24 protein-coding genes are annotated in these 23,007 nt (G+C 37.2%); 23 read left to right on the forward strand and 1 reads right to left on the reverse strand.

The genetic code is table 11. From position 1 onward, the window contains the following. Positions 1 to 42 precede the first annotated feature (42 nt). Positions 43 to 663 carry a YitT family protein gene (locus DES48_RS03960; protein WP_079710428.1) on the reverse strand — a complete coding sequence of 207 codons (621 nt, stop codon included), beginning with the start codon at positions 661 to 663 and terminating at the stop codon, positions 43 to 45. A 149-nt stretch (positions 664 to 812) separates the two neighbouring features. On the opposite strand from DES48_RS03960, the gene DES48_RS03965 reads away from it, so the two are divergent. The 23 genes from DES48_RS03965 to argJ all read left to right on the forward strand — a co-directional run bounded on the left by DES48_RS03965 (position 813) and on the right by argJ (position 23,006). Continuing rightward, positions 813 to 1,244 (forward strand): Lrp/AsnC family transcriptional regulator, encoded by a 432-nt coding sequence (locus DES48_RS03965; protein WP_079710429.1) that lies wholly within the window; start codon positions 813 to 815, stop codon positions 1,242 to 1,244. A 66-nt stretch (positions 1,245 to 1,310) separates the two neighbouring features. Continuing rightward, on the forward strand, positions 1,311 to 1,472 hold the full coding sequence (locus DES48_RS15865) for a hypothetical protein (RefSeq protein ID WP_170126155.1): 162 nt from the start codon (positions 1,311 to 1,313) through the stop codon (positions 1,470 to 1,472). 100 nt (positions 1,473 to 1,572) lie between these two features. After that, a complete protein-coding gene (locus DES48_RS03970; protein WP_245911286.1) occupies positions 1,573 to 2,316 on the forward strand; it encodes a ZIP family metal transporter in 744 nt (247 codons plus the stop codon). A 60-nt stretch (positions 2,317 to 2,376) separates the two neighbouring features. Then, positions 2,377 to 3,051, forward strand: a complete 675-nt coding sequence (locus DES48_RS03975; RefSeq protein ID WP_113867048.1) for a CAP domain-containing protein — start codon at positions 2,377 to 2,379, stop codon at positions 3,049 to 3,051. 120 nt (positions 3,052 to 3,171) lie between these two features. Continuing rightward, complete coding sequence (locus DES48_RS03980) at positions 3,172 to 3,624, forward strand: MarR family winged helix-turn-helix transcriptional regulator (protein ID WP_113867050.1); 453 nt, start codon at positions 3,172 to 3,174, stop codon at positions 3,622 to 3,624. A gap of 1 nt (position 3,625) precedes the next feature. After that, the gene (locus DES48_RS03985; RefSeq protein WP_245911287.1) at positions 3,626 to 4,603 is read left to right on the forward strand and encodes an ATP-binding cassette domain-containing protein; all 978 of its coding nucleotides are present in this window, start codon (positions 3,626 to 3,628) and stop codon (positions 4,601 to 4,603) included. Between the two features lie 2 nt (positions 4,604 to 4,605). Continuing rightward, positions 4,606 to 5,436: an ABC transporter permease gene (locus tag DES48_RS03990; protein ID WP_113867052.1), complete on the forward strand. Its 831-nt coding sequence runs from the start codon at positions 4,606 to 4,608 to the stop codon at positions 5,434 to 5,436. A 162-nt stretch (positions 5,437 to 5,598) separates the two neighbouring features. Then, positions 5,599 to 6,753: an MFS transporter gene (locus DES48_RS03995; protein ID WP_342769927.1), complete on the forward strand. Its 1,155-nt coding sequence runs from the start codon at positions 5,599 to 5,601 to the stop codon at positions 6,751 to 6,753. A gap of 25 nt (positions 6,754 to 6,778) precedes the next feature. After that, on the forward strand, positions 6,779 to 7,522 hold the full coding sequence (locus DES48_RS04000; RefSeq protein WP_113867054.1) for a threonine/serine exporter family protein: 744 nt from the start codon (positions 6,779 to 6,781) through the stop codon (positions 7,520 to 7,522). Between the two features lie 15 nt (positions 7,523 to 7,537). After that, positions 7,538 to 7,993 (forward strand): threonine/serine exporter family protein, encoded by a 456-nt coding sequence (locus DES48_RS04005; protein ID WP_113867056.1) that lies wholly within the window; start codon positions 7,538 to 7,540, stop codon positions 7,991 to 7,993. A 19-nt stretch (positions 7,994 to 8,012) separates the two neighbouring features. Further along, on the forward strand, positions 8,013 to 8,912 hold the full coding sequence (locus tag DES48_RS04010; RefSeq protein WP_113867058.1) for an AEC family transporter: 900 nt from the start codon (positions 8,013 to 8,015) through the stop codon (positions 8,910 to 8,912). Between the two features lie 260 nt (positions 8,913 to 9,172). Beyond that, entirely contained in the window at positions 9,173 to 9,478 is a 306-nt protein-coding gene (locus tag DES48_RS04015; RefSeq protein ID WP_079710437.1) for a PTS sugar transporter subunit IIB, read from the forward strand. 84 nt (positions 9,479 to 9,562) lie between these two features. Then, the gene (celB, locus tag DES48_RS04020; RefSeq protein ID WP_079710438.1) at positions 9,563 to 10,846 is read left to right on the forward strand and encodes a PTS cellobiose transporter subunit IIC; all 1,284 of its coding nucleotides are present in this window, start codon (positions 9,563 to 9,565) and stop codon (positions 10,844 to 10,846) included. A gap of 99 nt (positions 10,847 to 10,945) precedes the next feature. Continuing rightward, positions 10,946 to 11,254 carry a PTS sugar transporter subunit IIA gene (locus tag DES48_RS04025; protein ID WP_079710439.1) on the forward strand — a complete coding sequence of 103 codons (309 nt, stop codon included), beginning with the start codon at positions 10,946 to 10,948 and terminating at the stop codon, positions 11,252 to 11,254. A gap of 19 nt (positions 11,255 to 11,273) precedes the next feature. After that, positions 11,274 to 12,656 (forward strand): glycoside hydrolase family 1 protein, encoded by a 1,383-nt coding sequence (locus DES48_RS04030; RefSeq protein ID WP_113867060.1) that lies wholly within the window; start codon positions 11,274 to 11,276, stop codon positions 12,654 to 12,656. A gap of 139 nt (positions 12,657 to 12,795) precedes the next feature. Continuing rightward, complete coding sequence (locus tag DES48_RS04040) at positions 12,796 to 14,730, forward strand: BglG family transcription antiterminator (protein WP_245911288.1); 1,935 nt, start codon at positions 12,796 to 12,798, stop codon at positions 14,728 to 14,730. Positions 14,731 to 14,870: 140 nt separating this feature from the next. After that, a complete protein-coding gene (locus DES48_RS04045) occupies positions 14,871 to 15,860 on the forward strand; it encodes a LacI family DNA-binding transcriptional regulator (protein WP_113867064.1) in 990 nt (329 codons plus the stop codon). A gap of 162 nt (positions 15,861 to 16,022) precedes the next feature. Further along, on the forward strand, positions 16,023 to 17,414 hold the full coding sequence (locus tag DES48_RS04050) for a sucrose-specific PTS transporter subunit IIBC (protein WP_079710444.1): 1,392 nt from the start codon (positions 16,023 to 16,025) through the stop codon (positions 17,412 to 17,414). 26 nt (positions 17,415 to 17,440) lie between these two features. After that, a complete protein-coding gene (locus DES48_RS04055) occupies positions 17,441 to 18,898 on the forward strand; it encodes a glycoside hydrolase family 32 protein (protein WP_113867066.1) in 1,458 nt (485 codons plus the stop codon). A gap of 159 nt (positions 18,899 to 19,057) precedes the next feature. Further along, positions 19,058 to 19,447 carry an OsmC family protein gene (locus DES48_RS04060; RefSeq protein ID WP_079710446.1) on the forward strand — a complete coding sequence of 130 codons (390 nt, stop codon included), beginning with the start codon at positions 19,058 to 19,060 and terminating at the stop codon, positions 19,445 to 19,447. 90 nt (positions 19,448 to 19,537) lie between these two features. After that, positions 19,538 to 20,473, forward strand: coding sequence for a fumarylacetoacetate hydrolase family protein (locus DES48_RS04065; protein WP_113867068.1), 936 nt, complete (start codon positions 19,538 to 19,540; stop codon positions 20,471 to 20,473). Positions 20,474 to 20,724: 251 nt separating this feature from the next. Further along, on the forward strand, positions 20,725 to 21,765 hold the full coding sequence (gene argC / locus DES48_RS04070) for an N-acetyl-gamma-glutamyl-phosphate reductase (RefSeq protein ID WP_113867070.1): 1,041 nt from the start codon (positions 20,725 to 20,727) through the stop codon (positions 21,763 to 21,765). Between the two features lie 14 nt (positions 21,766 to 21,779). After that, positions 21,780 to 23,006, forward strand: a complete 1,227-nt coding sequence (gene argJ / locus DES48_RS04075; protein WP_113867072.1) for a bifunctional ornithine acetyltransferase/N-acetylglutamate synthase — start codon at positions 21,780 to 21,782, stop codon at positions 23,004 to 23,006. Position 23,007: the final 1 nt, after the last annotated feature.

Here is a 23,007-nt window from a genome sequence, read left to right on the forward strand (position 1 = left end):
AAGATAGGTAGTTCCTATCTTCCTTTTTATAATTACTATTAATTAATTCGTAGGTGCATCTTTTTGCATTGAAATCTTTTTGCTTGTTTGTTTTTCTGGTTTTTCTGTGTTTAACTGTTGTTTGAAATAACTAATAATAACAGATGTGGTAACAATAGTTAATATAGACGCTAGGCCTTTTGCAATACCTACTGTATATATTCCCGTGAGTACCACTACAAAGTCAAATGAAAAATTGGTTATACCGGGGTTAAATTTGTATCGTTTGTGTAGAAATAATGCTAGAATATTAGCCCCACCTAAGGAAGAACCATTAGCAAACAATAAACTAAGACCAAGACCGATTAGCGATCCTCCTAATACAGCTCCAATCCAAAATGGGACATAGATAGCTGGTAAAAAAACTTTTAGAGCAGTCATTAATGACAGAAGGCTGACAGAAAGGATCGTGGTAATGGTGAATTTCCACCCCATACGAACAATGGAGAATAAATAGAATGGAATATTGATTAAGAAGAAGATCCATGAGAAGGGAAGATCAAACAAGTAGGAAACGTTTAGTGCTAAACCAGCGGTCCCTCCAGTCACTATTTCAGCAAGCTGCAACGTAATTAAGCCAATACTTACAATAAAAATGCCAACAATAATTTTTACATATTTCATTTAGTTACTCCTCGTCAGTATTGTTAAACTTTATGTTAGAATATTAGAAGGGAAAAATATATATAGAAAAGAATAATTTAAAGGTTTATTATATGTCTTTTGAATTTATCCAGTTAAAAAAATTATCATTTTGAAGGCGGGGATGTGAAATGGATGAATTGGACCAACAACTAGTGTCTATTCTACAAGATAATGCACGAATTACCATTAGTGATTTATCAAAAAAATTAGCACTTAGTAGACCCAGTGTGAAGGAAAGAATGTTTCGTTTGCAAGAGAAAGGTATAATAGAAGGCTATAGTGCACAAGTTTCTTTGCCGGCTATGGGTCGAGAGATATTGCTGATTATTCAAGTTAGTGGGTTAAAAGTGTCACCACAAGAATTTGAAGCTTTTGTACAGCACAAGTATGATATTATTGAGTGCCATCGGGTGACGGGCCACGTTAGCTATTTTCTAAAAGCTGCAGTAACAGGTATTGAGCGTATGCGTTTATTAATAGACAGTTTAATTCCTTATGGTACCATCAATACCTCAACAGTGTTAACATCTCCAATTGTACGGCGAAAGATACAACCATAAGAAAAATGCATCTATCTTGAAAAGAATATATACTCCTTTGTAAAATAGCACAAAGGAGGAATGTAGTTGATGAATTGGTTAAAGCGCTTATTCACTCCAAAGCGATGTTACGTATGTGGACAAAAAGCAACAAACCCTCAGGTTTATCTAGACGATCAAGGAAAAAAAGTATACGTATGTTATAAATGTGTACCTTATGCAGAGCGAAGAGCATTACGTAAACCGTAAGTATAAGTGAAAGAAAAACGTGAATAGTATAAATAGAAAAAAGCTTCGTATCGAATACGAAGCTTTTTTAGTTCCGTGTTTTTAAAATGAGGTGATGGTTTTGTGGTGGACGGCTCTCTTATGGGGAACTATTGCTGCTTCTGCTACATTGTTGGGTGCATTACTAAGTTTGTACGTTGCAATATCTAAGCGCTTGATTGGTTTTATCATGGCACTAGGTACAGGCGCATTAATTGGTGCTACCAGTTATGAGTTATTGGAAGATGCACTAGAGATAAGCGGTTTTACGCAAGTGGCAATTGGTTTCTTGGGTGGCGCAATTGTATTCACCTTATTAGATAGTATCGTTTCTCATAGCGGTGGAAAACGTCGGAAAGAAACAACCGCTAATTATCAAAAAGTAGCTCATCAAGGAAATTCAGGGCTAGGCATGTTCATCGGAACAATTATGGATACCCTCCCTGAATCTGCAATGATTGGGATGAGCATTGCAAATGGAGATAACGTCAGCGCGGCACTCGTTGTGTCCATTTTTATCAGTAATTTACCAGAAGGATTATCTAGTACGGTTAGCTTAAAACGTGGTGGGTATGAAAACCGAACCATTTTACTTTTGTGGTTGGCAGTAGTGCTATTCTCTGCAATCAGCTCTGGAGGTGGTTTGTTATTAATTGCTGCATCAGACAGTATGAAGGCAATAACTAGTGCTTTTGCGGGTGGAGCAATTATTGCAATGATTGCTTCTACTATGATGCCTGAAGCTTATAAAGAAGGTGGACCGACTGTTGGTATTGTAACAGCGGTAGGTATGTTTATTTCCCTTTTTCTCCATCATGCCATTTAGTAATCGCTTCTTGAATAATTTATTTGAAAAGGCGAATAGTATCGTTAGGAGGGAAAATAGATGAAAAAAACAACCTATGGATATATATTTATGCTCTTTCTGATCAGCTTCTGGTTAGTAGGATGTACAAATGATCAAGCTGCACCAGAAAATAATCAATTAGATACCGAATCAATTAGTTTCAGTGGAGAAAATCCGCAACAACAAACAGCGCCAGAGAACAGTCGAAAAGACATACAACCACAACCTGGACGGGAGCAAAACATTTTTACAAATGAAGGGTATCCAAACAATAACCAAGGTATACGCACAACTCCGCCAGAAGAAACCAATCAAGGCAAGCAAGCAGATGAACAGACCAAGCAATTTCAAGAACAGGTTGTTCAATTAACCAATAAAGAAAGAGAAAAGCAAGGATTATCAGCGCTTCAAACGGATAATGAATTAGCAGGTGTTGCTCAAACAAAATCAGAAGATATGGCGGAACATAACTATTTTTCTCATACATCGCCTACGTATGGTTCGCCCTTTGATATGCTTAAACAATTTGGTGTAGAATATACAACTGCTGCTGAAAATATTGCTTCTGGACAACAATCAGCACAAGAAGTAGTAACAGGATGGATGAATAGTCCTGGGCATAGGAAAAATATTTTGAATAAAAAAGTAACACATATCGGAGTTGGTTATGCTAAAGATGGTGCTTATTGGACACAACTATTTATAGCGAAATAATCATAAGATGGACTTATCAATATGAATTGATAGGTCTTTTTTATTGACAATTCAACCATATTTGCTAGAATATTTCGTATACAAAATATTCGCATACGAAATAAAAAGAGAGGTGAATAAATGGAAGAACGAATTGGGGCAGAGATTGCTACGTTAATTAGAGAAATAAACGCTGGAATTAACCAACAAATGCGAAATAGGTTTAAGGACAATGTTTTAACACCTCCTCAAATGATGATTATGTTTATGTTAGCTAAGGAAAAGTATTTAAAAGTAAGTGAAATAAGTAAAAAGATGAGTCTAGCGAATAGCACTGTATCTGGCATCATAGATCGGTTAGAAAAACAAGGATTTGTAGAAAGAGTAAGAAGTGAAGAAGATAAACGTGTGGTTTATGTGAGGGCGGCTACTCATATGGAGGAAATGCACCAAGACTATCATCAATCCGTTACAAACTTTTTAGCTGCACTCACTGATGATATTTCAAAAGAAGAGGTTACATCAATTATATCTGGACTTCACAAGTTAAAGAAATTAGTTCAACGAAGTGAACACGAGAAAAAGGGTGATTAAATTGGGGAAAAATATTGTTGAAGTTACAGGTTTGAAAAAAAGGTACAAAGATTTTGAAGCAGTAAAAGGTGTAGATTTACAAGTGGAAGAAGGTGAGATATTTGGTTTTTTAGGACCAAATGGTGCTGGTAAAAGTACGACCATCAATATGTTATCGACAATTATTAAACCATCTGATGGGATAGCTAAAATCAATGGATATGACAATGTAAAAGAGCGAGATGATGTTCGAGCAAGTATTGGATTAATTTTTCAAGAATCCACTTTGGATGAGAAATTAACTGCAAATGAAAATTTAATGCTGCATTGCAAGTTTTATAATGTTCCTAAAGAAAAGCGAGAAGATCGTATTCAAGAAGTGCTGGAAATTGTAGATTTATCCGAAAACCGTTCTAAAATTGTAGAAACTTTTTCAGGTGGGATGAAACGTCGTCTAGAAATAGCTAGAGGGTTATTACACTATCCGCGCGTATTATTTCTAGATGAACCAACCGTCGGGCTAGATCCACAAACAAGAAATCATATTTGGGAATATATTTTAAAGTTAAAAGAAAAAGCAGGAATTACCATTTTTCTTACCACACACTATATGGATGAAGCTGAGATTTGTGATCGCATCGCAGTTATGGATGGCGGGAAAATAATTGCACTTGATTCACCAGAACAGTTAAAGAGTGATGTTGGTGGCGATATTATTGAAATCGCGACAACGGACAATCAACAAGCGAAACAAAAGATAGAGGATACGTATCAAACAACAGTAAATGAAAGTAGTGAAGGAAAGCTTAGTTTTCAAGTGAAAGAGGGAAGTACGTTTTTAGTAGAATTCGTGAAAAATTTTGATATCCCGATTACAACAGTTAATTTAAGACGTCCAACGCTAAATGATGTTTTCTTGCAGTTAACTGGTAGAGAAATCCGAGAAGAAACTGCATCAAAACACGAACGAAACAAACAAAGTATGAGAGGGGGAAGGTAATCATGGAAGGGATTTACGCTATTTGGCAACGTGACATTATTAAATTTTTTCGCGATAGAGCAAGATTAATTGGTTCGTTTGCCATGCCGTTTATGTTTTTAATTCTGTTTGGAAGTGGGATGAGTGGAGCAATGTCTTCTATGATTGGAGGCAGTAATGCTGCTGGTCCATTAGCTGACTTTGATTTTGTGGAGTTTATGTTTCCGGGCATAATTGGAATGACTGTATTTAATACGGCGATATTCTCTGCCCTCTCCGTAGTACAAGATAAAGAGTTTGGTTATATGCGTGAGATTCTAGTATCACCAATGTCTCGTACCACTATCGCAATCGGAAAAGTATTAGGCGGAAGTACCATTGCTGTTATCCAAGGGTTAATGATGTTAATCTTTGTTCCGTTTATCGGTGTTTCTATTTCATTTATGATGGTAATCAAATTGATTCCGGTTATGTTCTTAGTTGCATTTGCAATTTCGTCCATTGGATTATTGATCGCTAGTTCATTAAAAACATCGCAAGGATTTCAAATGGTTGTGCAAATTTTAATTTTTCCAATGTTATTCTTGTCAGGTGCTTTATTCCCCTTAAACGGTATGCCAGCTTGGATGGATTTTATAGTTAAAATTAATCCATTAACATATTCGGTAGATATGTTTAAGAAAATTATTTTACAGCCTGATCAAATGGCCCCTGCGCTACGTGAAGCAATGGGTCTTGATCTATCGGTGTTTAATCATGTCATTACGTTCTCACAAGAGATTTTGGTTGTCGTTGCTATCAGTGCGGTATTTGTTGTGTTAGCAACCTTAAAATTTTCTAGATCAGAAGGATAATTGTACAAAAAGGCCTCCAAAAATTTGGAGGCTATTCTATTGTATAGTAAAAAAAGAATTTACACCTTCTTAGTTTTTACAGCAAACTGCTTTTCTTCTATATTATTAATCCGTATAATGATAGACTAGATAATAAGGATAAACGAGCGGGGAGAGAGTTTTGTGCAGAGCAGAGAACAATCATTAGTACCGTTGAAGATGTTGTTGTTTAGTTTTCATGGTGCGAATACGATGGTCATTAGTTTTTTACCATTGCTATTGCAGTATAGAGAGTTAGATGGGACTCAAATTGGTTTAGTACTAGCAGTAGGACCTGCAGTATCGATTATTTCGCAACCAATTTGGGGATATATGAGTGACAAATATCAAACGGTAAAGCGAATTTTGCTCATTTGCTTAATTGGTCTGATTATTAGTAGCGCGGTTTTCTTTCAAATGACAATCTTACCACTGTTAATTATTACTGCTGGCATCTTTTATTTTTTCTCAGCACCAATTGGAGCTTTATCAGATAGTTTTACCCAGCGTAGAGCGGATGCGATGAAGATTTCATTCGGCTCTATTCGGACCTGGGGTTCAATTGGTTTTGCGGTTTCTTCATTATTAGTCGGTCAATTACTTGATTTGATCGGTATCCAATATCTTATCGTACCATATTTAGTGATGGCATCATTAGCGCTTATCGTTTGTTTTCGTATAGTGGATGTAAAAGTAGAAGTCGACCCTATTCAATTAAGTGATATAAAGAGATTATTCCAAAACCGTCCTTTTGTCATTTTTCTATCATTAATTTTATTTCTTACGATTACTCATCGTACTAATGATAGTTATATCGGTCTATTTATTGAACAATTAGGTGGAAGTGAGACGTTGATTGGTGTCTCCTGGTTTGTTGGGGTAGCAAGTGAAGCCGCGGTGTTTGCTCTTGCGCCATTTTGGTACCGTAAATTTCATCCGTTGATTTTTATCATTGCTGCTGGATTATTGTTTACTATTCGTTGGTTTCTCTATGCAGTCATTGATGTACCAATGGTAATTGTTATTCTGCAATTACTACATGGCTTGTCTTTTGGTATTTTTTATATGACAGCCTTCCAATACATCACGCAGTTAATCCCCAAATCCGTGCAATCTACCGGACATTTAGTTTTTATGTCGGTATTCTTCGGCCTTTCAGGTATTGTTGGTTCATTAGCGGGGGGAACGATTATGGACGTCTTCGGTGGTAATACATTGTATTTATTTATGGGGATATTAGCTCTAATAGGTACGATTCTAATGACAGCTTATCATTTGCTTCCTTTTGGAAAGCGCTAGTTCATTGTTAGGGAGCGTTGCTATTATGTCAGAACAAAAGAAAATCACAAAAATATGTCTACTTGCAGGAAAAATTATGTTGCAAAGTGGAGCTGAAACCTATCGCGTGGAGGATACGATGCTTCGAATTGCGGCTACTTTTGGTGTGGAGAGTGCGCAGAGTCACGCCACACCAACCGGTATTATGTTTTCCATGGGGGAAACTGAACCGACCAATTTCGTCCGAATTATTACGCGTTCCACTGACCTACATAAGGTGACTCAAGTGAATAGCGTTTCTCGAAATATAGCGAAAGGTCAGCTTACAGTAGATGAAGCACACGAGCAATTACATACCATTGAATTAGAGAAACATGCCTATCCAATCTATTTACAAATTATCGCCGCAGCACTTGCTAGTGGCTGTTTTACCATCATGTTTCAAGGGCAGTGGCAAGATTTTATGCCGGCTTTTATTGTTGGAGCGTTAGGTTTTTCAGCAAGTGTGTTGTTTCAACAAATGGTAGAAATCCGTTTCTTTGCAGAACTCCTTGCTTCATTTATCATCGGGCTATGTGCTTATCTATTCATCTATATAGGTATTGGTATCGAACTGGATAAAATCATTATTGGTTCTGTCATGCCCTTAGTACCAGGATTGTTAATTACAAATGCGGTCCGGGATTTAATGGCGGGTCATCTAGTCTCTGGCTTGTCCAAAGGGGCAGAAGCATTTCTAACCGCCTTTGCAATTGGCGCAGGGGTTGCAGTGATTTTTTTAATTATCTAAGGAAGTGGATGCTACATGATTTTCGAACAATTAGTAACAAGCTTTTTTGCAGCTGCAGCATTTGCGGTGATTTTTAACGCTCCGAAAAAAGCGTTAATACAATGCGGTATTGTCGGTATGTTAGGATGGCTTGTGTATACGATTTGTACCATGCAAAATGTAGATGCGGCTATAGCTACGATGGCTTCATCAGTACTCGTAGCAGTATTAAGTCAATTTTGCGCCAAACTTTATAAAACCCCAATTATTATCTTTACTGTTTCTGGGATTATACCATTAGTACCCGGAGGACTTGCATATGATGCGATGCGACAGTTTGTAGAAAACGACTATAATATGGCGGTTCAATTAGCAGCAAAAGCATTTTTAATATCTGGTGCGATTGCACTAGGTTTAGTATTTTCAGAAATTATTAATCAAGTGATACGGAAAATGAAGTGGACTGTGGTGCAACAAAAAACAAAGCAGTAAAGGTTAAAGGGGATTGTTTATGGGGTTTCTAAGTGTATTATTGCCTATTTTTGGTGTATTTGCAATTGGGTTTGTTGGAAAGAAACTATGGAAGATGGATGTTAAACCAATTTCAACAATGGCGATTTATTTACTTTCACCATTCTTAGCATTTCAAACGTTTTATCAAAATCCGATCAATCTGGACTATATTTATTTATCAGTTTATTTATTAGCATTATGTATTATTTGTATTACGATTTGTTATGTAATTGGGTTTTTTAAGAAATGGTCAAAACAAGATCGAAGTGGTTTTATTCTTGCTTCTTCTTTCATGAATAATGGGAATTATGGTACCCCACTAGTATTACTAGTGTTCGGGGAGATTGGGTTTAACTATGCCGTGATTCTTATGGTATTACAACAATTAATTATGTGTACGATCGGCATCTATATTGCCGCGCAGGGAAGTGAACAAAAGCAACAAACTTCTCCATTAAAAGAAGTACTCAAAGTGCCGATTATATACGGGGCTTTAGCTGGTATGTTGTGCAATATAATAGATATCACGTTACCAGATGAAGTGACATCTGTCATTAATATGGTGGCGAATGCTGCGATTCCAACCATTATGATTGTGTTAGGAATGCAGTTAGCAACCATTTCATTAAAGAAATTGGAAGTAGGTAAGTTATCCATGGCCTTGGTATTACGATTAGCACTTGCGCCTATGATTGCCTATGTCATTACACTGTTTTTACCGGTTGACGAGATGGTCAAACAAATTATGATTTTAATGGCGGCGATGCCTACGGCGGCAAACACAACCATGTATGCTGTTCAGTTTAATGCAAGACCCGCATTTGTCTCTAGTGCGACCTTAACGAGCACCTTGTTAACGATTATTACCTTGCCGATTGTATTGACTATTATACGTTAGATGATATTTTTATATCTTATAATGAATGGTGAAACAGATTCAAATGTGCGAGAGTAACTTTTTAACGTTGAGCGTTGGTCCATAAGAGGCGAACGCTTTTTTGTGTTTGGGCACTTTTACATCTATAACAAAATTATGTAAGGGTATTTGTTTAACCATTTCCGTTGTAAAACGGAAAAATGATAAGTGGTGATGAAAACGCTTTTAAAATACAATGAATATAGAACAACACAACATAACCTAACAAGGAGGAAATACAGATGAAGAAAATTCTTTTAGCATGTTCTTCTGGCATGTCGACTAGTTTATTAGTCTCTAAGATGGAAGAAGAAGCAAAGGCGCGTGGAATTGATACGAAAATCTGGGCTGTGGCACAACATCAAGCACCAACAGCAATGGAAGAAGCAGATGTTTTGTTAATTGGACCACAAATGCGCTTTATGAAGAAAAAATTTGCAAAAACTGCTGAAGAAGTAGGGATTCCGTTGGATGTCATTGATCCTGTTGCATATGGTCGTGTCGATGGCAAAGCTGTCTTAGATAAAGCCTTAGAATTGATTGGATGATAGGTAGGAAGGTCATGTTTTAAGTATGAGTTTGAAAGCGCTTGATTTTAATTATAAACATTTAATAAAGAGGAGGAAAAATCTATGAATCGATTTATGGAAGTATTAGAAAATATACTAATGCCAGTAGCCGATAAGTTAAATAATAATCGTTATTTAACGGCATTACGAAATGGTTTTATGGTAGCTTTACCACTGATCATTTTTGGTTCTATCTTTGTTGTTATTGCCAACTTTCCATTTTTAGATCAATGGTTAAGTGAGGACGCATATGCGACTTATAAAAGCATTTTAGACCCTGCATCTGCGTCAACTTTAAGTATCATGGGATTGTTTGTCATTATTGGTATCGGTTATAAAATGGTTGAACAACGAGGTGGCGAAGCAATATATGGTGGTGTGGTAGCGGTTGCAGCCTTTCTTATATTAACACCAAAAGTAGTTGAAGGTGTATCAGGTGCAATCCCTACAGCTTTATTAGGAGCAGAGGGAATGTTCTTAGGAATATTTACTGCATTTTTTGCAGCAGAAATCTACCAGTATTTTGTGAAGAAAAACCTTACAATCAAAATGCCAGCAGGTGTTCCTGATGCAGTATCTCGTTCATTTAGTGCATTAATTCCAATAACATTAACATTGACCATCTTTTTAGCTGTTCGTGTGATTTTTAGTTATACTCCATTCGAAACAGTACAGAACTTTATTTATACCATTATTCAAGAACCATTAACAGCGCTAGGTAGTGGATTGCCTGCCACATTAATTGCGGTATTGCTAATTCAAGTGTTTTGGTTCTTCGGTCTTCACGGTCAAATTATTGTAAACTCTGTGTTCGACCCAATTTGGTACACGTTAAATGACCAAAACTTAGCAGCTTATCAAGCTGGTACGGATTTACCTAACATTGTGACAAAACAATTTATGGATACATTTATCGTAGGTATTGGTGGATCAGGTATGACACTCGCTGTTATCATTGGTATCTTTATTATCGGAAAAAGTCGTCAATTAAAAGAACTAGGCAAGCTAGGTGCTCCGGCAGGTATTTTCAATGTTAACGAGCCAGTTATCTTTGGTTTACCAATTATTATGAACCCATTAGTTCTTATTCCATGGTTAGTAGCACCTGTTGTTATTGCTTTAATCACTTATTTCTCTATGGCAACAGGAATTGTTCCAAAACCAGTCGGGGTCATTGTGCCATGGACGACACCACCATTTATAAGTGGCTTTTTAGCTACAGGTAATAGTGTTGCAGGGGGATTGCTGCAACTATTTAATATCGGAGTTGTATTCCTAATTTGGTGGCCATTCTTAAAAATCATGGATAAACAATATTATGAAAAAGAAAAGAATGCAGCAGCATAGTAGCTTTATAAAATAAAAAAGGGTGAATACGTATTTCCTTCTATATCCATTTTAGGAAGTGCGTATTCCTTTTAGACATATAAAATGGGGTGACGAAAAATGGAAAATACTTTAACCGAAATTGCTTTCCAAATCATTTTGTACGCTGGGAACGGCAGATCGAGTGCAATGGAAGCTATTCAAGAAGCAAAAGAAGGAAACTTTGAGGAAGCTGATCGCTTAATGGATGAAGCAAGTACTGAACTAGGAAAGGCGCATGGATATCAAACTAAATTGCTCCAGGAAGAAGCGGGCGGGGAAGGATCGTCTGTTAGTGTCATACTTGTTCATTCACAAGACCATTTGATGACAGCTATGACAGTGAGAGATTTAGCTACAGAAATCATAGAGATATATCGCAATAAATAGATAGGGGAGGTAATCAAGTATGACAGTAACACATAAGTTTCCAGAAGGGTTTTGGTGGGGTAGCGCTGCATCGGCAATGCAAACAGAAGGTGCTGGTTTTGAAGGTGGTCGTGGTAAAACAACTTGGGATCATTGGTATGAAACAGAACCAAATCGCTTTTTTGACGGAGTAGGACCAGAAACTACATCTGATTTTTATCACCGTTACAAAGAAGATATTAAGAATATGAAAAAAATTGGTCATAATTCTTTTCGTATGTCTATCTCATGGGCTCGTTTGATTCCTGGTGGAGAAGGCGAGGTGAATGCAGAAGCAGTAACATTTTACAATAATGTTATTGACGAATTAATTGCGCAAGGCATTGAACCGTTCGTGAATTTATTCCACTTCGATATGCCATTGGAAATGCAAGAAAAAGGCGGATGGGAAAATCGCGAAGTCATTGATGCTTATGTAACTTATGCTAAACATTGCTTTGCTTTGTTTGGAGATCGAGTGACTACATGGTTCACCTTTAACGAACCGATTGTTCCAGTAGAAGGCGGTTATTTATATGATTTTCATTACCCAAATATAGTTGATGCTAAAAAAGCATTTCAAGTGGCATATAACACGATGATTGCACATGCAAGAGTGGTGGAAGTATACCACAAAAACTATGACGGTAAAATTGGGATTGTTTTAAATCTGACGCCTTCTTATCCTCGAAGTCAAAATCCTGCAGATTTAAAAGCTTCCCATATCTGTGACTTATTTTTCAATCGAAGCTTCTTAGATCCAGCGGTTAAAGGTGAATACCCTGAAGATCTAATTGAACTTTTAAAAGAACATGGTCACTTGCCCACTACACAAGAAGGCGATCGACAGTTATTGAAAGACAATACGGTAGATTTGTTAGGGGTTAATTATTATCAGCCTCGTCGTGTGAAAGCAAAAGAGCAACTACCTAATCCATATAGCCCGTTTATGCCGGATTGGTTTTTTGATAATTATGAAATGCCTGGTCGCAGGATGAATCCGTATCGAGGCTGGGAGATTTACGAGAAGGGTGTTTACGATATTATGATAAACTTAAGAGATAATTACGGGAATATTGAATCATTTATCTCTGAAAATGGCATGGGTGTTCAAAATGAAGAACGTTTTCTTAAAGATGGCAGAATTGAAGATGATTACCGGATTGACTTTATTAAAGGTCATCTAAAATGGCTTCATCAAGCAATACAAGAAGGTTGTAACACAAAAGGCTATCATTTATGGACGTTTATGGACAATTGGTCTTGGATGAATGCCTACAAGAATAGATATGGGTTTTACGCTGTTAATATTGATACGCAGGAACGGACAGCGAAGAAAAGTGCTTCTTGGTTTGAAGAAGTATCAAAAAACAATGGCTTTTAATGATTGATCCTCTTACCGAATAGGAGAAGAAAAACGTGGCCAAAACGCAGCTGCGTTTTTCTGCTCATTATTTGTGTATAATTAATTTGAACAAGACGTTTTGGATGAGGGGAAAGTAGAGGGTAAAGGGGATGATGAATTGAACTCCCGATTGATGCAAATTTTGCGTGAATTAATGGCATCAGAAACGCCTCTTACAAGTGAATATTTAGCAAATATTATTCAAGTAACTTCTCGAACAGTACGAGAAGACATCAAATCGCTTGATCAGTCTTTGCGTTCCAATGGAGCCAAAATTCATTCAATAAGAGGAACTGGCTATCAATTAGTGATTGAAAATGATCAATTATTTCGCTCTTTTTTACAAGATTTTATTCAAAAAGAGAAAGGTGAAGAACTAGTTACACCTGATTCTCCAGAAGCTAGAGTCAAATACCTGATACGTCGTTTTTTATTAGCAGAAGGTTATTTAAAGCTTGACGATTTATGTGACGAGATGCATATTAGTAAGTCAACGATTCAGAATGATTTGCGGCAAGTAAAAAAAGTATTTGATAACTATGGAATCTATTTAGAAAAACGCCCAAATTATGGTTTGAAAGTTAAGGGGAGTGAAGTGAAGCTACGCTTTGCTTTGGCTGAATATGTATTTGATCGAAGTGAATCAGTTGCCAAAGATATATGGCAAGATCAATTAACATCATTGGCAGCAAAAGATAATCTGACAGCTATTTGGAAGGTGATTATTGACGAAATTAAAGAAAACGGCATTACCTTGTCAGATATTGCAATCAATAATTTGTTTATTCATATCGCGATCGCATACAAGCGAATTCAGAGTGGGCATCGTGTGTCTATGTATAAAAAAGAACTTAATGAAATAATTGATCAAAAAGAGTATCAAGTAGCAAAAGACATTGTGAAGCAGACAGAAGTATTATTAGGTGTTACTTTTCCACAGGTGGAAATTGCGTATATCGCACTGCATTTGTTAGGAACAAAAATGATTACCCAAACTAACATGACAGAGAATGACATTGAGCAAGCACTCGAAAATGATATTTATAACTTAACCACACGTTGTCTGGATTTTATTGAAGAAAAATTACATCTAGGTATTCGGCATGATCGTGAATTAATTATTGGACTGGGCTTACATTTGAAACCAGCTATTAACCGTTATAAATATGGAATGAACATTCGTAACCCAATGATTGATGATATCAAGGCAAACTATCCACTAGCCTTTGAAGCAGGTATCGTTGCTGGTATGGTTTTAGAAGATAGTATGAACGTTACCATTGATGAAAATGAGATAGGTTACATTGCACTTCACATTGGTGCAGCGATGGAGCGAAGAAAAATACAGACAGGTCCCAAACGTTGCATGATCGTCTGCGCTTCTGGATTAGGTAGTGCACAATTGTTAAAATACAAACTAAAATCTAAATTCGGCGATAAATTAGATGTAGTTGGTACTACAGAATATTACAAGCTACAACAAATTACTTTTGAACAAGTAGATTTCGTTATTAGTTCGGTTCCTATTCGTGAACATCTTCCTGTACCAATCATTGAAGTGAATACGATTTTGGGAGATAGAGATCTATCGAAAGTGGAGTCCTTTGTAGTTGAACAAACACAAAGTGTGTTTGAGTATATTAAAAAAGATCTTATTTTTCTTAATCAATCCTTTCAAACTAGGGATGATATATTAATATTCCTGGTAGATGAATTGAAAAAAAGAAAGTTAGTTCCAGACAATTATTTAAGCCTTATTTATGAAAGGGAAAGCATAGCACCAACTGCCTATGGGAATTTAGTTGCTATCCCACATCCAGTTACTGCGCAAACCGATCATACGTTTTTAACCATATGTACGTTAGAAAAGTCAATTGATTGGGCAGAAAACAGAGTGCAATTTGTCTGTTTATTAAATGTCGAAAAAGATAGTCAAGAGGATTTACAGCATATGTATGAAATGTTGGGAAATATGGTTGATAATAAAGTTTTAGTGCAAAAATTAATAAAATGTACGAGTTATCATGAATTTATTAATGCATTGATTGAATAGAAAAAGAACAGATAGCTGTGTGCTTATCTGTTCTTTTTGATTTTGTTTGTATAGATTCAAAATATAATCTAGTTTACCTTTTCGTTTCGTTATAATATCGGTACAATATAGGAAAATGATGAAGTAAAGGAAGAGGAAATGTGCCTACAATAAAAGAAATAGCTACTATGGCAAGTGTATCGCGATCAACCGTGTCACGGGTATTGAATGATTCAGGTTATGTTAGCGATGAAGCTCGTAAACGAGTAGAACAAGTGATTAAAGAAACTGGTTACATGCCAAGCGTGCAAGCAAAAGCGTTACGAACGAAAAAGACGAAAGTGATTGGTGTGATTGTACCAACCATTCGGACAGAGACATCAAGTAGATTAGTCGCTGGAATGGATTACATTTTAGCCGAAGCGGGTTATCAAGTATTGTTAGCAACTACGAATCAAGAAAGAGAAAAAGAACTAGAATTTCTCCAGTTATTACAGACAAGGCAAGTAGATGGCATTATTTTCGCAGCTACCAATGTAGAACCTACGTTAATAGAAAAAATAAATTGTTTATCGATTCCTATAACGGTAATTGGGCAAGAAATTGATGGTGTACCTAATGTACTTTATGATGATTATCATGCTGCGAAAGATCTCACACAATTGCTAATTAGCAAAGGGCACAAGCGTATTGGATTTATTGGAGTTAATGAAAAGGACCGCGCAGTTGGCTATCTAAGAAAGAAAGCTTTTCTCGAAATGATGAAGCGTGCTTCGCTAAATGTGGAAACAGGATGGGTGCAAGAGGGAATTTTTGATATTCATTCAGGATATGTTGCAACAGAAAAAATGTTAGCTTACTCAAAACAGTTACCAACAGCTATCTTTGCTGTAACCGATCGTTTGGCTATCGGTGCAATGCAATTTCTGAAACAACACAACTATCGTGTTCCTGATGATATAGCGGTTGTTGGTATTGGAGCTTCTGAAATATCTGAGCATTTAACACCTGCATTGACAACGGTGGACTATCAATATGAGCAGGCTGGAAGACAAGCCGCGATGCTATTAATACAGCAATTAAACGTAAAAGAAAGCGTTACAAAAAAAATCGTGTTAGACTATAGACTTTTAGATAGAGATAGTGTATGATTTGAGGTGAAATCGATTTCATCTCTTTTTTTAAACGGTGTGGTATCGATACCACAAATTGTTTATGTTTAGTTGTTTGAGACGAATCTTAGGTAATTTCATTATTTTTATAACTAGTATGGGAACGATTCCATAAAGGACAAAATGAAGGAGTGAATCAATATGTCAGAGAACAAAAAAGTAGCAAAAGAAATTATTCATGCCGTCGGAGGTCAAGACAACATTACTTCTGTAGCGCACTGTGCAACTAGACTTCGAATTATGGTCAACGATAAAGAACAAATTGATCAAGAAAAAGTAGAAAATATCGATAAAGTTAAAGGCGCATTTTTTAACTCTGGGCAATATCAAATTATCCTAGGAACTGGTACAGTCAATCGAGTCTATGAAGAAGTTGAGAAATTAGGAATAGAAGGTTCAACAAAAGCTGAGCAATCACAAGAAGCGAAAAAGTCAGGCAACTTCTTGCAACGAGCTATTCGTTCATTGGGTGATGTGTTCGTTCCGATTATTCCAGTACTCGTTGCGACAGGACTATTCATGGGTCTACGTGGTTTAGTCATGCAAGAAACGATTCTAGGGCTATTTGGTTTAACAGAAGCAGATATATCAAGTAATTTTATTTTATTTACTGAAATTCTAACAGATACGGCTTTTATTTTCTTGCCTGCATTAATTGCTTGGTCTGCATTTCGAGTATTTGGTGGCTCACCTATTATTGGGTTAGTTTTAGGATTGATGTTAGTTAGTCCATCCTTGCCTAATGCTTGGGGTGTGGCAGAAGGTGGTGTAGAGCCGATTTACTTTGGCTTTATTCCAGTGGTAGGTTATCAAGGTTCCGTTTTACCAGCATTTTTTGCCGGTTTGATTGGCGCAAAAGTAGAGCGCTTTATTCGCAAACGTGTCCCAGAGGCATTAGACCTGATATTAACGCCATTTTTAACGTTATTAATTATGATTAGTTTTGCAATGTTTATGCTTGGGCCAATTTTCCATGAAGTAGAAAGTTATATTTTGGATGGAACATTAGCAGTCTTAGACTTACCGTTAGGTCTAGGTGGATTGTTGATTGGACTATTTCATCAGCTTATCGTTGTAACTGGTGTGCACCACATCTTTAATTTATTAGAAATTCAGTTACTTGAGAATTTCGGTAACAACCCATTTAACGCTATTATTACTGCGTCAATCGCTGCACAAGGTGGTGCTGCTTTGGCAGTTGGAATAAAAGCAAAATCTAAGAAAATGAAAGCACTTGCTTTACCATCAGCACTGTCTGCTTTTCTAGGTATAACGGAACCAGCTATTTTTGGTGTCAACTTACGTCTAGGTAAACCATTCTTAATGGGAATCATCGCCGGTGGATTAGGTGGTTTCTTAGCTTCCTTGTTCGATCTTGCAGGAACAGGAATGTCCATCACTGTGCTTCCAGGGGTATTACTTTATTTAAATAGTCAGCTATTACTATATATTCTGGTTAACATTGTATCTATTGGCGCTGCTTTTGCGCTTACTTGGCTATTTGGTTATAAAGAAAAAGAAGAAGCATTGTAAGAACAGACAGAGAGGGGTGCAGTGACATGCTTCATAAAGATGATCAACTATTGAAAGAACAAGCAAATGAGCAAATACGAGAGCATGGCTCACTTGTCCAGCGCGATCCTTATCGATTACATTATCACGTTATGCCACCAGTAGGGTTACTAAATGACCCAAATGGTTTGGTATATTTCAATCAGTTATACCATTTGTTTTTTCAATGGAATCCATTTCAAACAGATCATGGGTCAAAATTTTGGGCGCATATGACATCGAAAGATCTTATCCACTGGGAGTGGCAGCCAATTGCGTTAGCTCCTAGTGATCCATTTGATAAAAATGGCTGCTATTCTGGATCGGCTATTGTTCATGAAAATAAACTCTATTTATTTTATACCGGGAATGTTCGTGATCAAGCAGGTAACCGTGAGTCGAATCAATGCTTAGCTATATCCGAAGACGGTATTACGTTTGAGAAAAAGGGTCCATTATTCACTGTTCCTGAAGGATATACCCCTCATTTTCGTGATCCAAAGGTATGGAAAGAAAATGATATGTGGTATCTGGTCATTGGAGCGCAAACTGAGCACTTACAAGGAAGAGCATTATTGTATAAGTCACAAAACATAACAGAATGGCAGTTAGTGGGGGAAATTTCAGATAAAGAGAAACCACTAACCGATTTCGGTTATATGTGGGAGTGTCCAGATTTACTCTTGTTTGACAATCAAGATGTATTATTGTTCTCCCCACAGGGCATTGAGCCGCAAGCTTACCAGTACCATAATATTTATCAAACTGGTTATTTATCAGGTGTGTTAGATAGACAGACCGCAAATTTTAACCATCAAGAATTTATTGAATTGGATAACGGTTTTGATTTCTATGCGCCTCAAACAACAGTAGATGGTCAAGGCAGACGCATTATGTTTGGTTGGATGGGGCTACCCGAAACGGATGAAGCATTTCATCCAACGAAGGATTATCGCTGGATTCACGCGATGACGATTCCAAGAGAATTAACCTTAAAACAAGGCATTTTGTATCAACAACCTGTAAAAGAGTTAACACAACTTCGCAAGGAGCTGTTGCTTAACCAACAACAAAAGTTGGTGGATGAAGTTGTTACACTACATGAGATACATCATGATGCACTTGAATTTATTTTTCAGGTACATGCGTTTAAAGGAAAGTCCTTAGAAGTCAGTTTCAGTGAACATACTAAACTCGTATTTAATAAGGAAATGCAGACACTGACATTACACAGAAATAGTATAAAATCATATCAATCTGAGGCACGCACAACAGACCTTCAAGAGCTCACGGAATTACGCGTATATTTAGATGCCTCATCCATTGAAGTATTCGTTAATCAGGGAGAAAAAGTGTTTTCTGCTCGTCTGTTTGATGCAATTCCTTACCATGAGCTAACGTTACAAGTAAATGGCACGCTAGACTACCACTTGCAAGCATGGTCATTAAAAAACGTTATGAAATAAAATTAAAGTTACTACTGTGAAAAAAGCAGACATTGTTCTGCTTTTTTGTATGACTTGTAAAAAAAGGTGGTTAAAACTAGTTTTATTTGCTTTCAATGTGTAATTTAGTATGATAGAGGGAAAATAACTATAAACAAACAATTATTGGAGGGAAACAATATGGTCACTTTGAAAAAAACAACAGATCAACCCCATGAAATAACAAACAAAAAAGGTGTTACTACTGTTGCGGCTGCATCAGAAAGTGAAGTGGATGGGTATAGTCCGATTGACTACTTAACGAGTGCTGTTAGTATTTGCATGGGCTTAACCTTAGATGCATTGATTAACCGTGATGGTTTACCAATTAAATCATATGAAATTAGCGTAGATGCAACCAAGGCGGAAGGAAGGCCATCTCGTTTAGAAAAATTAGATGTAGAGATTACCTTTGATAGAAAACTAGAAAAAGATGTGCAAGAAAAACTCATTAAATCAGCTAAACGTGGTTGTACGATTGGAAATACCATCGAACATGGTGCAGCTGTCAATGTAACCGTGAAAGAATAAGCGTGATTGGTGTTGCATGAGGATGTTGCTTTTTAAAAGCAATGTCTTCATACGACTTGTATATTTTAAGAAATGAGTGGGGAGGCTATTATGAAATTTGTAACATACCGTCCGAAACAATTCGTATTACCATACCGAACAGGTTTTATGTTGGACGAGCATGTCATTGATCTGCAAAGCGCGTACCAAAAACTATTAACACATACGGAGCAATATGACTTAGCCTATACTGTACATACATTATTACCATCCGATCCTGCATCTTTTTATGCATTAGGGAAAATAGCTTTTGACCGAGCGAAAGATGCTGTTGCGTTTGTAATGGAAGAACAAATAGAGGTCGAAAAGTGGTCTCCAGAAGATATTGTCTTAGGCCCACCGGTTGCTAATCCATCAAAAGTCATTTGTATTGGAACAAATTATAAAGATCACGTTGCGGAAATGAAAACCAACATTCCAGAGTGTCCTGTCCTTTTCGCTAAATTTTCGAATGCTTTAATTGGCCCAGAAGAGCCAATCGAAAAGCCAGGCGCAACAGAGAAGTTAGATTATGAGGTTGAATTAGCAGTAGTAATAGGAAAAGAAGCAAAGGAAGTAGCAACAGAGCATGCATTGGATTACGTGGCAGGTTACACGATTGGGAACGATGTCTCAGCGCGCGATTTACAAAAACGGACGCCACAGTGGCTACAAGGCAAGTCATTGGATCACAGCACACCAATTGGCCCATGGTTAGTTACGACTGATGACATACCAGATCCATCACAATTAGCACTTCAGTCAAAGGTAAATGGAAAAATACGCCAATCATCCAATACCAAGCATCTTATCTTTGATATCCCATATTTAATTAGCTTTATTTCAAACTTAATTACACTTTCACCAGGAGATGTTATTTTAACAGGAACGCCTGACGGGGTAGGATTTGCCCAAGAACCCCCCCAATTTCTTCAAAAAGGTGATATAGTCTCACTAGAAATAGAAGGAATAGGGAAGTTGGAGAACGAGGTAATGGAGAAAGAATAGAAAAAGAGGTTAGTTACAAGCTCACCTTTTTGATTTATTAGAAGTTGCAACAAAAGTAAAAATTAGCAACAATGTACGAGAACATTTCTTTAGGAGAGATCTAACTGCAATTTTTAGCATATATCGAGTCAAACATTGACCTAGAAGATCATTTGCATAAAAAATGATCTTTTTATTTCAATCCTATTGTATAAAAATACATAATAAAGTATAATAATTAACTAAAATAAGAACGGGTTAGGGGTGAATAAATGACGAATGTAGCTATTATTGGAGGATCGGGTTATGGAGCTGCGGAATTAGTGAGACTTCTACATATACATCCGTATGCAAAACTAACAGCAATTATCTCCCATTCCAAACAGGGGACAGATTTTTCAACAGTTTATCCACATATGAACCAAATTGCTGATCAGACGATGGAGCAATTAGATGTGAAGAAGTTAAGTGAAACGATTGATCTAGTATTTTTTGCAACGCCTTCAAACGTAAGTAAAACAATCATTCCGGACTTTTTAGCAAGCGGCATTACTTGTATCGATTTATCTGGAGATTTTCGTTTACACTCACCAGCAGTTTATCAACAATGGTACCAAGCAGAGGCAGCAGCAGAAGAATATCTTCATCAAGCAGTTTATGGTCTTAGTGAAATAAATGCAGCGAGTGTTCGTTCAGCTAAATTAATAGCAAATCCTGGTTGTTATCCAACAGCTGCTTTGTTGGGGTTGATTCCTGTAACAGAAAAGGAATTGATTGAGCCGAACAGCATTATTATTGATGGCAAAACAGGGGTTTCGGGGGCAGGAAGAAGTCTTTCACAGCATGTTCATTTTGCGGAAATGAATGAAAATGTCAAAGCCTATAAGCTCGGCTCTCATAAGCATATCCCAGAGATTGAGCAGGCTTTGCAAGAATATATAGCCGCGGATATACAACTTACATTCACGCCACATATTGTACCAATGACTAGAGGGATTATGGTTACTTGTTATGCGAAGTTAACAGAAAACATTACAACAGCACAGATAGAAACAATTTATCACACATTTTATCAACAACATCCATTCGTTCGTGTACGTGCTGATGGTGAAGTTCCCACCACAAAGGAAGTGTACGGTAGTAACTATTGTGATATTGCTATTCATGTTGATGAGCGAACCAATCGACTAACGATTATTTCAGTCATCGATAATTTAGTAAAAGGTGCAGCTGGTCAAGCGATCCAGAATATGAACATTAGTAACGGATGGGATCAGACAACAGGTTTACAGCACGCACCGATTTATCCATAAAGGAGGACGGCAACATGCAACACGTAGTAGAAGAAAAGATAAAGTTAGTGCCAAGGGGAAATATTACTTCACCAAAGGGATTCACGTCTGGTGGTCTTCATTGCGGAATTCGAAAGAAAAAGCAGGACTTGGGTTGGATCTATTCGGAAAAACCAGCTACAGCAGCAGGAGTGTATACGACAAACTTATTTCAGGCAGCACCACTTCAAGTAACACAAGAAAGTATAGCAACTGACAAATGTCTGCAAGGAGTGATTGTAAACAGTGGAATTGCAAATGCATGTACTGGCCAGCAAGGTTTAGCAGATGCATATGAAATGCGCCAATTATTTGCAGCAAAAATGCAAATTCCGCCCGAATATGCAGCGGTCGCTTCTACTGGTTTGATTGGAGAGCTACTTCCTATGGATAAGGTTCGCTCTGGCATCGCGCAGATAGACAAAGAACATGAGGCACAAGCTAACAAGTTTGAACGTGCTATTCTCACTACAGATACAAAAGAAAAAAGTGTTGCGGTTACCTTTGAGATTGATGGACAAAACGTAACGATTGGTGGAGCATCGAAAGGTTCTGGAATGATCCATCCTAATATGGCCACTATGCTTGGATTTATTACAACGGATGCAACTATCGATCAACATGCGCTTCAACAAGCACTGAAGCAAAACACAAATCGATCATTTAATATGATCACGGTAGATGGGGATACAAGTACCAATGATATGGTGTTAGTGTTAGCAAATGGTATGGCGGAGAATCGAGTACTTACGGAAGAACATACCCAGTGGAATGTTTTCTTACAAGGGCTATATATCGTTTGCGAAATGCTAGCAAAAGAAATTGCAAGAGATGGGGAAGGAGCTAGTAAATTGGTTGAAGTAAATGTAACAGGAGCACAAACGGACGAAGCGGCTCAAGCCATAAGTAAAGCGATTATTTCTTCCAATTTAGTCAAGACAGCGATCCATGGAGCGGATGCTAATTGGGGACGGGTTATTACGGCAATTGGTTATAGTAGGCAGACGTTAGATCCAAATCAAGTATACCTCTCGTTAGGTGCTGTCGATGTGGTTAAAGATGGCATGCCAATTGCTTTTGATGAACAAGCAGCAAAAGAACAGTTAGTGCAAGATACAGTGAAAATTATTGCTACGGTAGGGGATGGAGAAGGAAAAGCAACAGCTTGGGGCTGTGACCTTTCCTACGAATATGTCAGAATAAATGCTTCGTATCGAACATGAG

Origin of the sequence: Paraliobacillus ryukyuensis (genome assembly GCF_003315295.1) — a bacterium.
Classification (GTDB): Bacteria; Bacillota; Bacilli; order Bacillales; family Amphibacillaceae; genus Paraliobacillus; species Paraliobacillus ryukyuensis.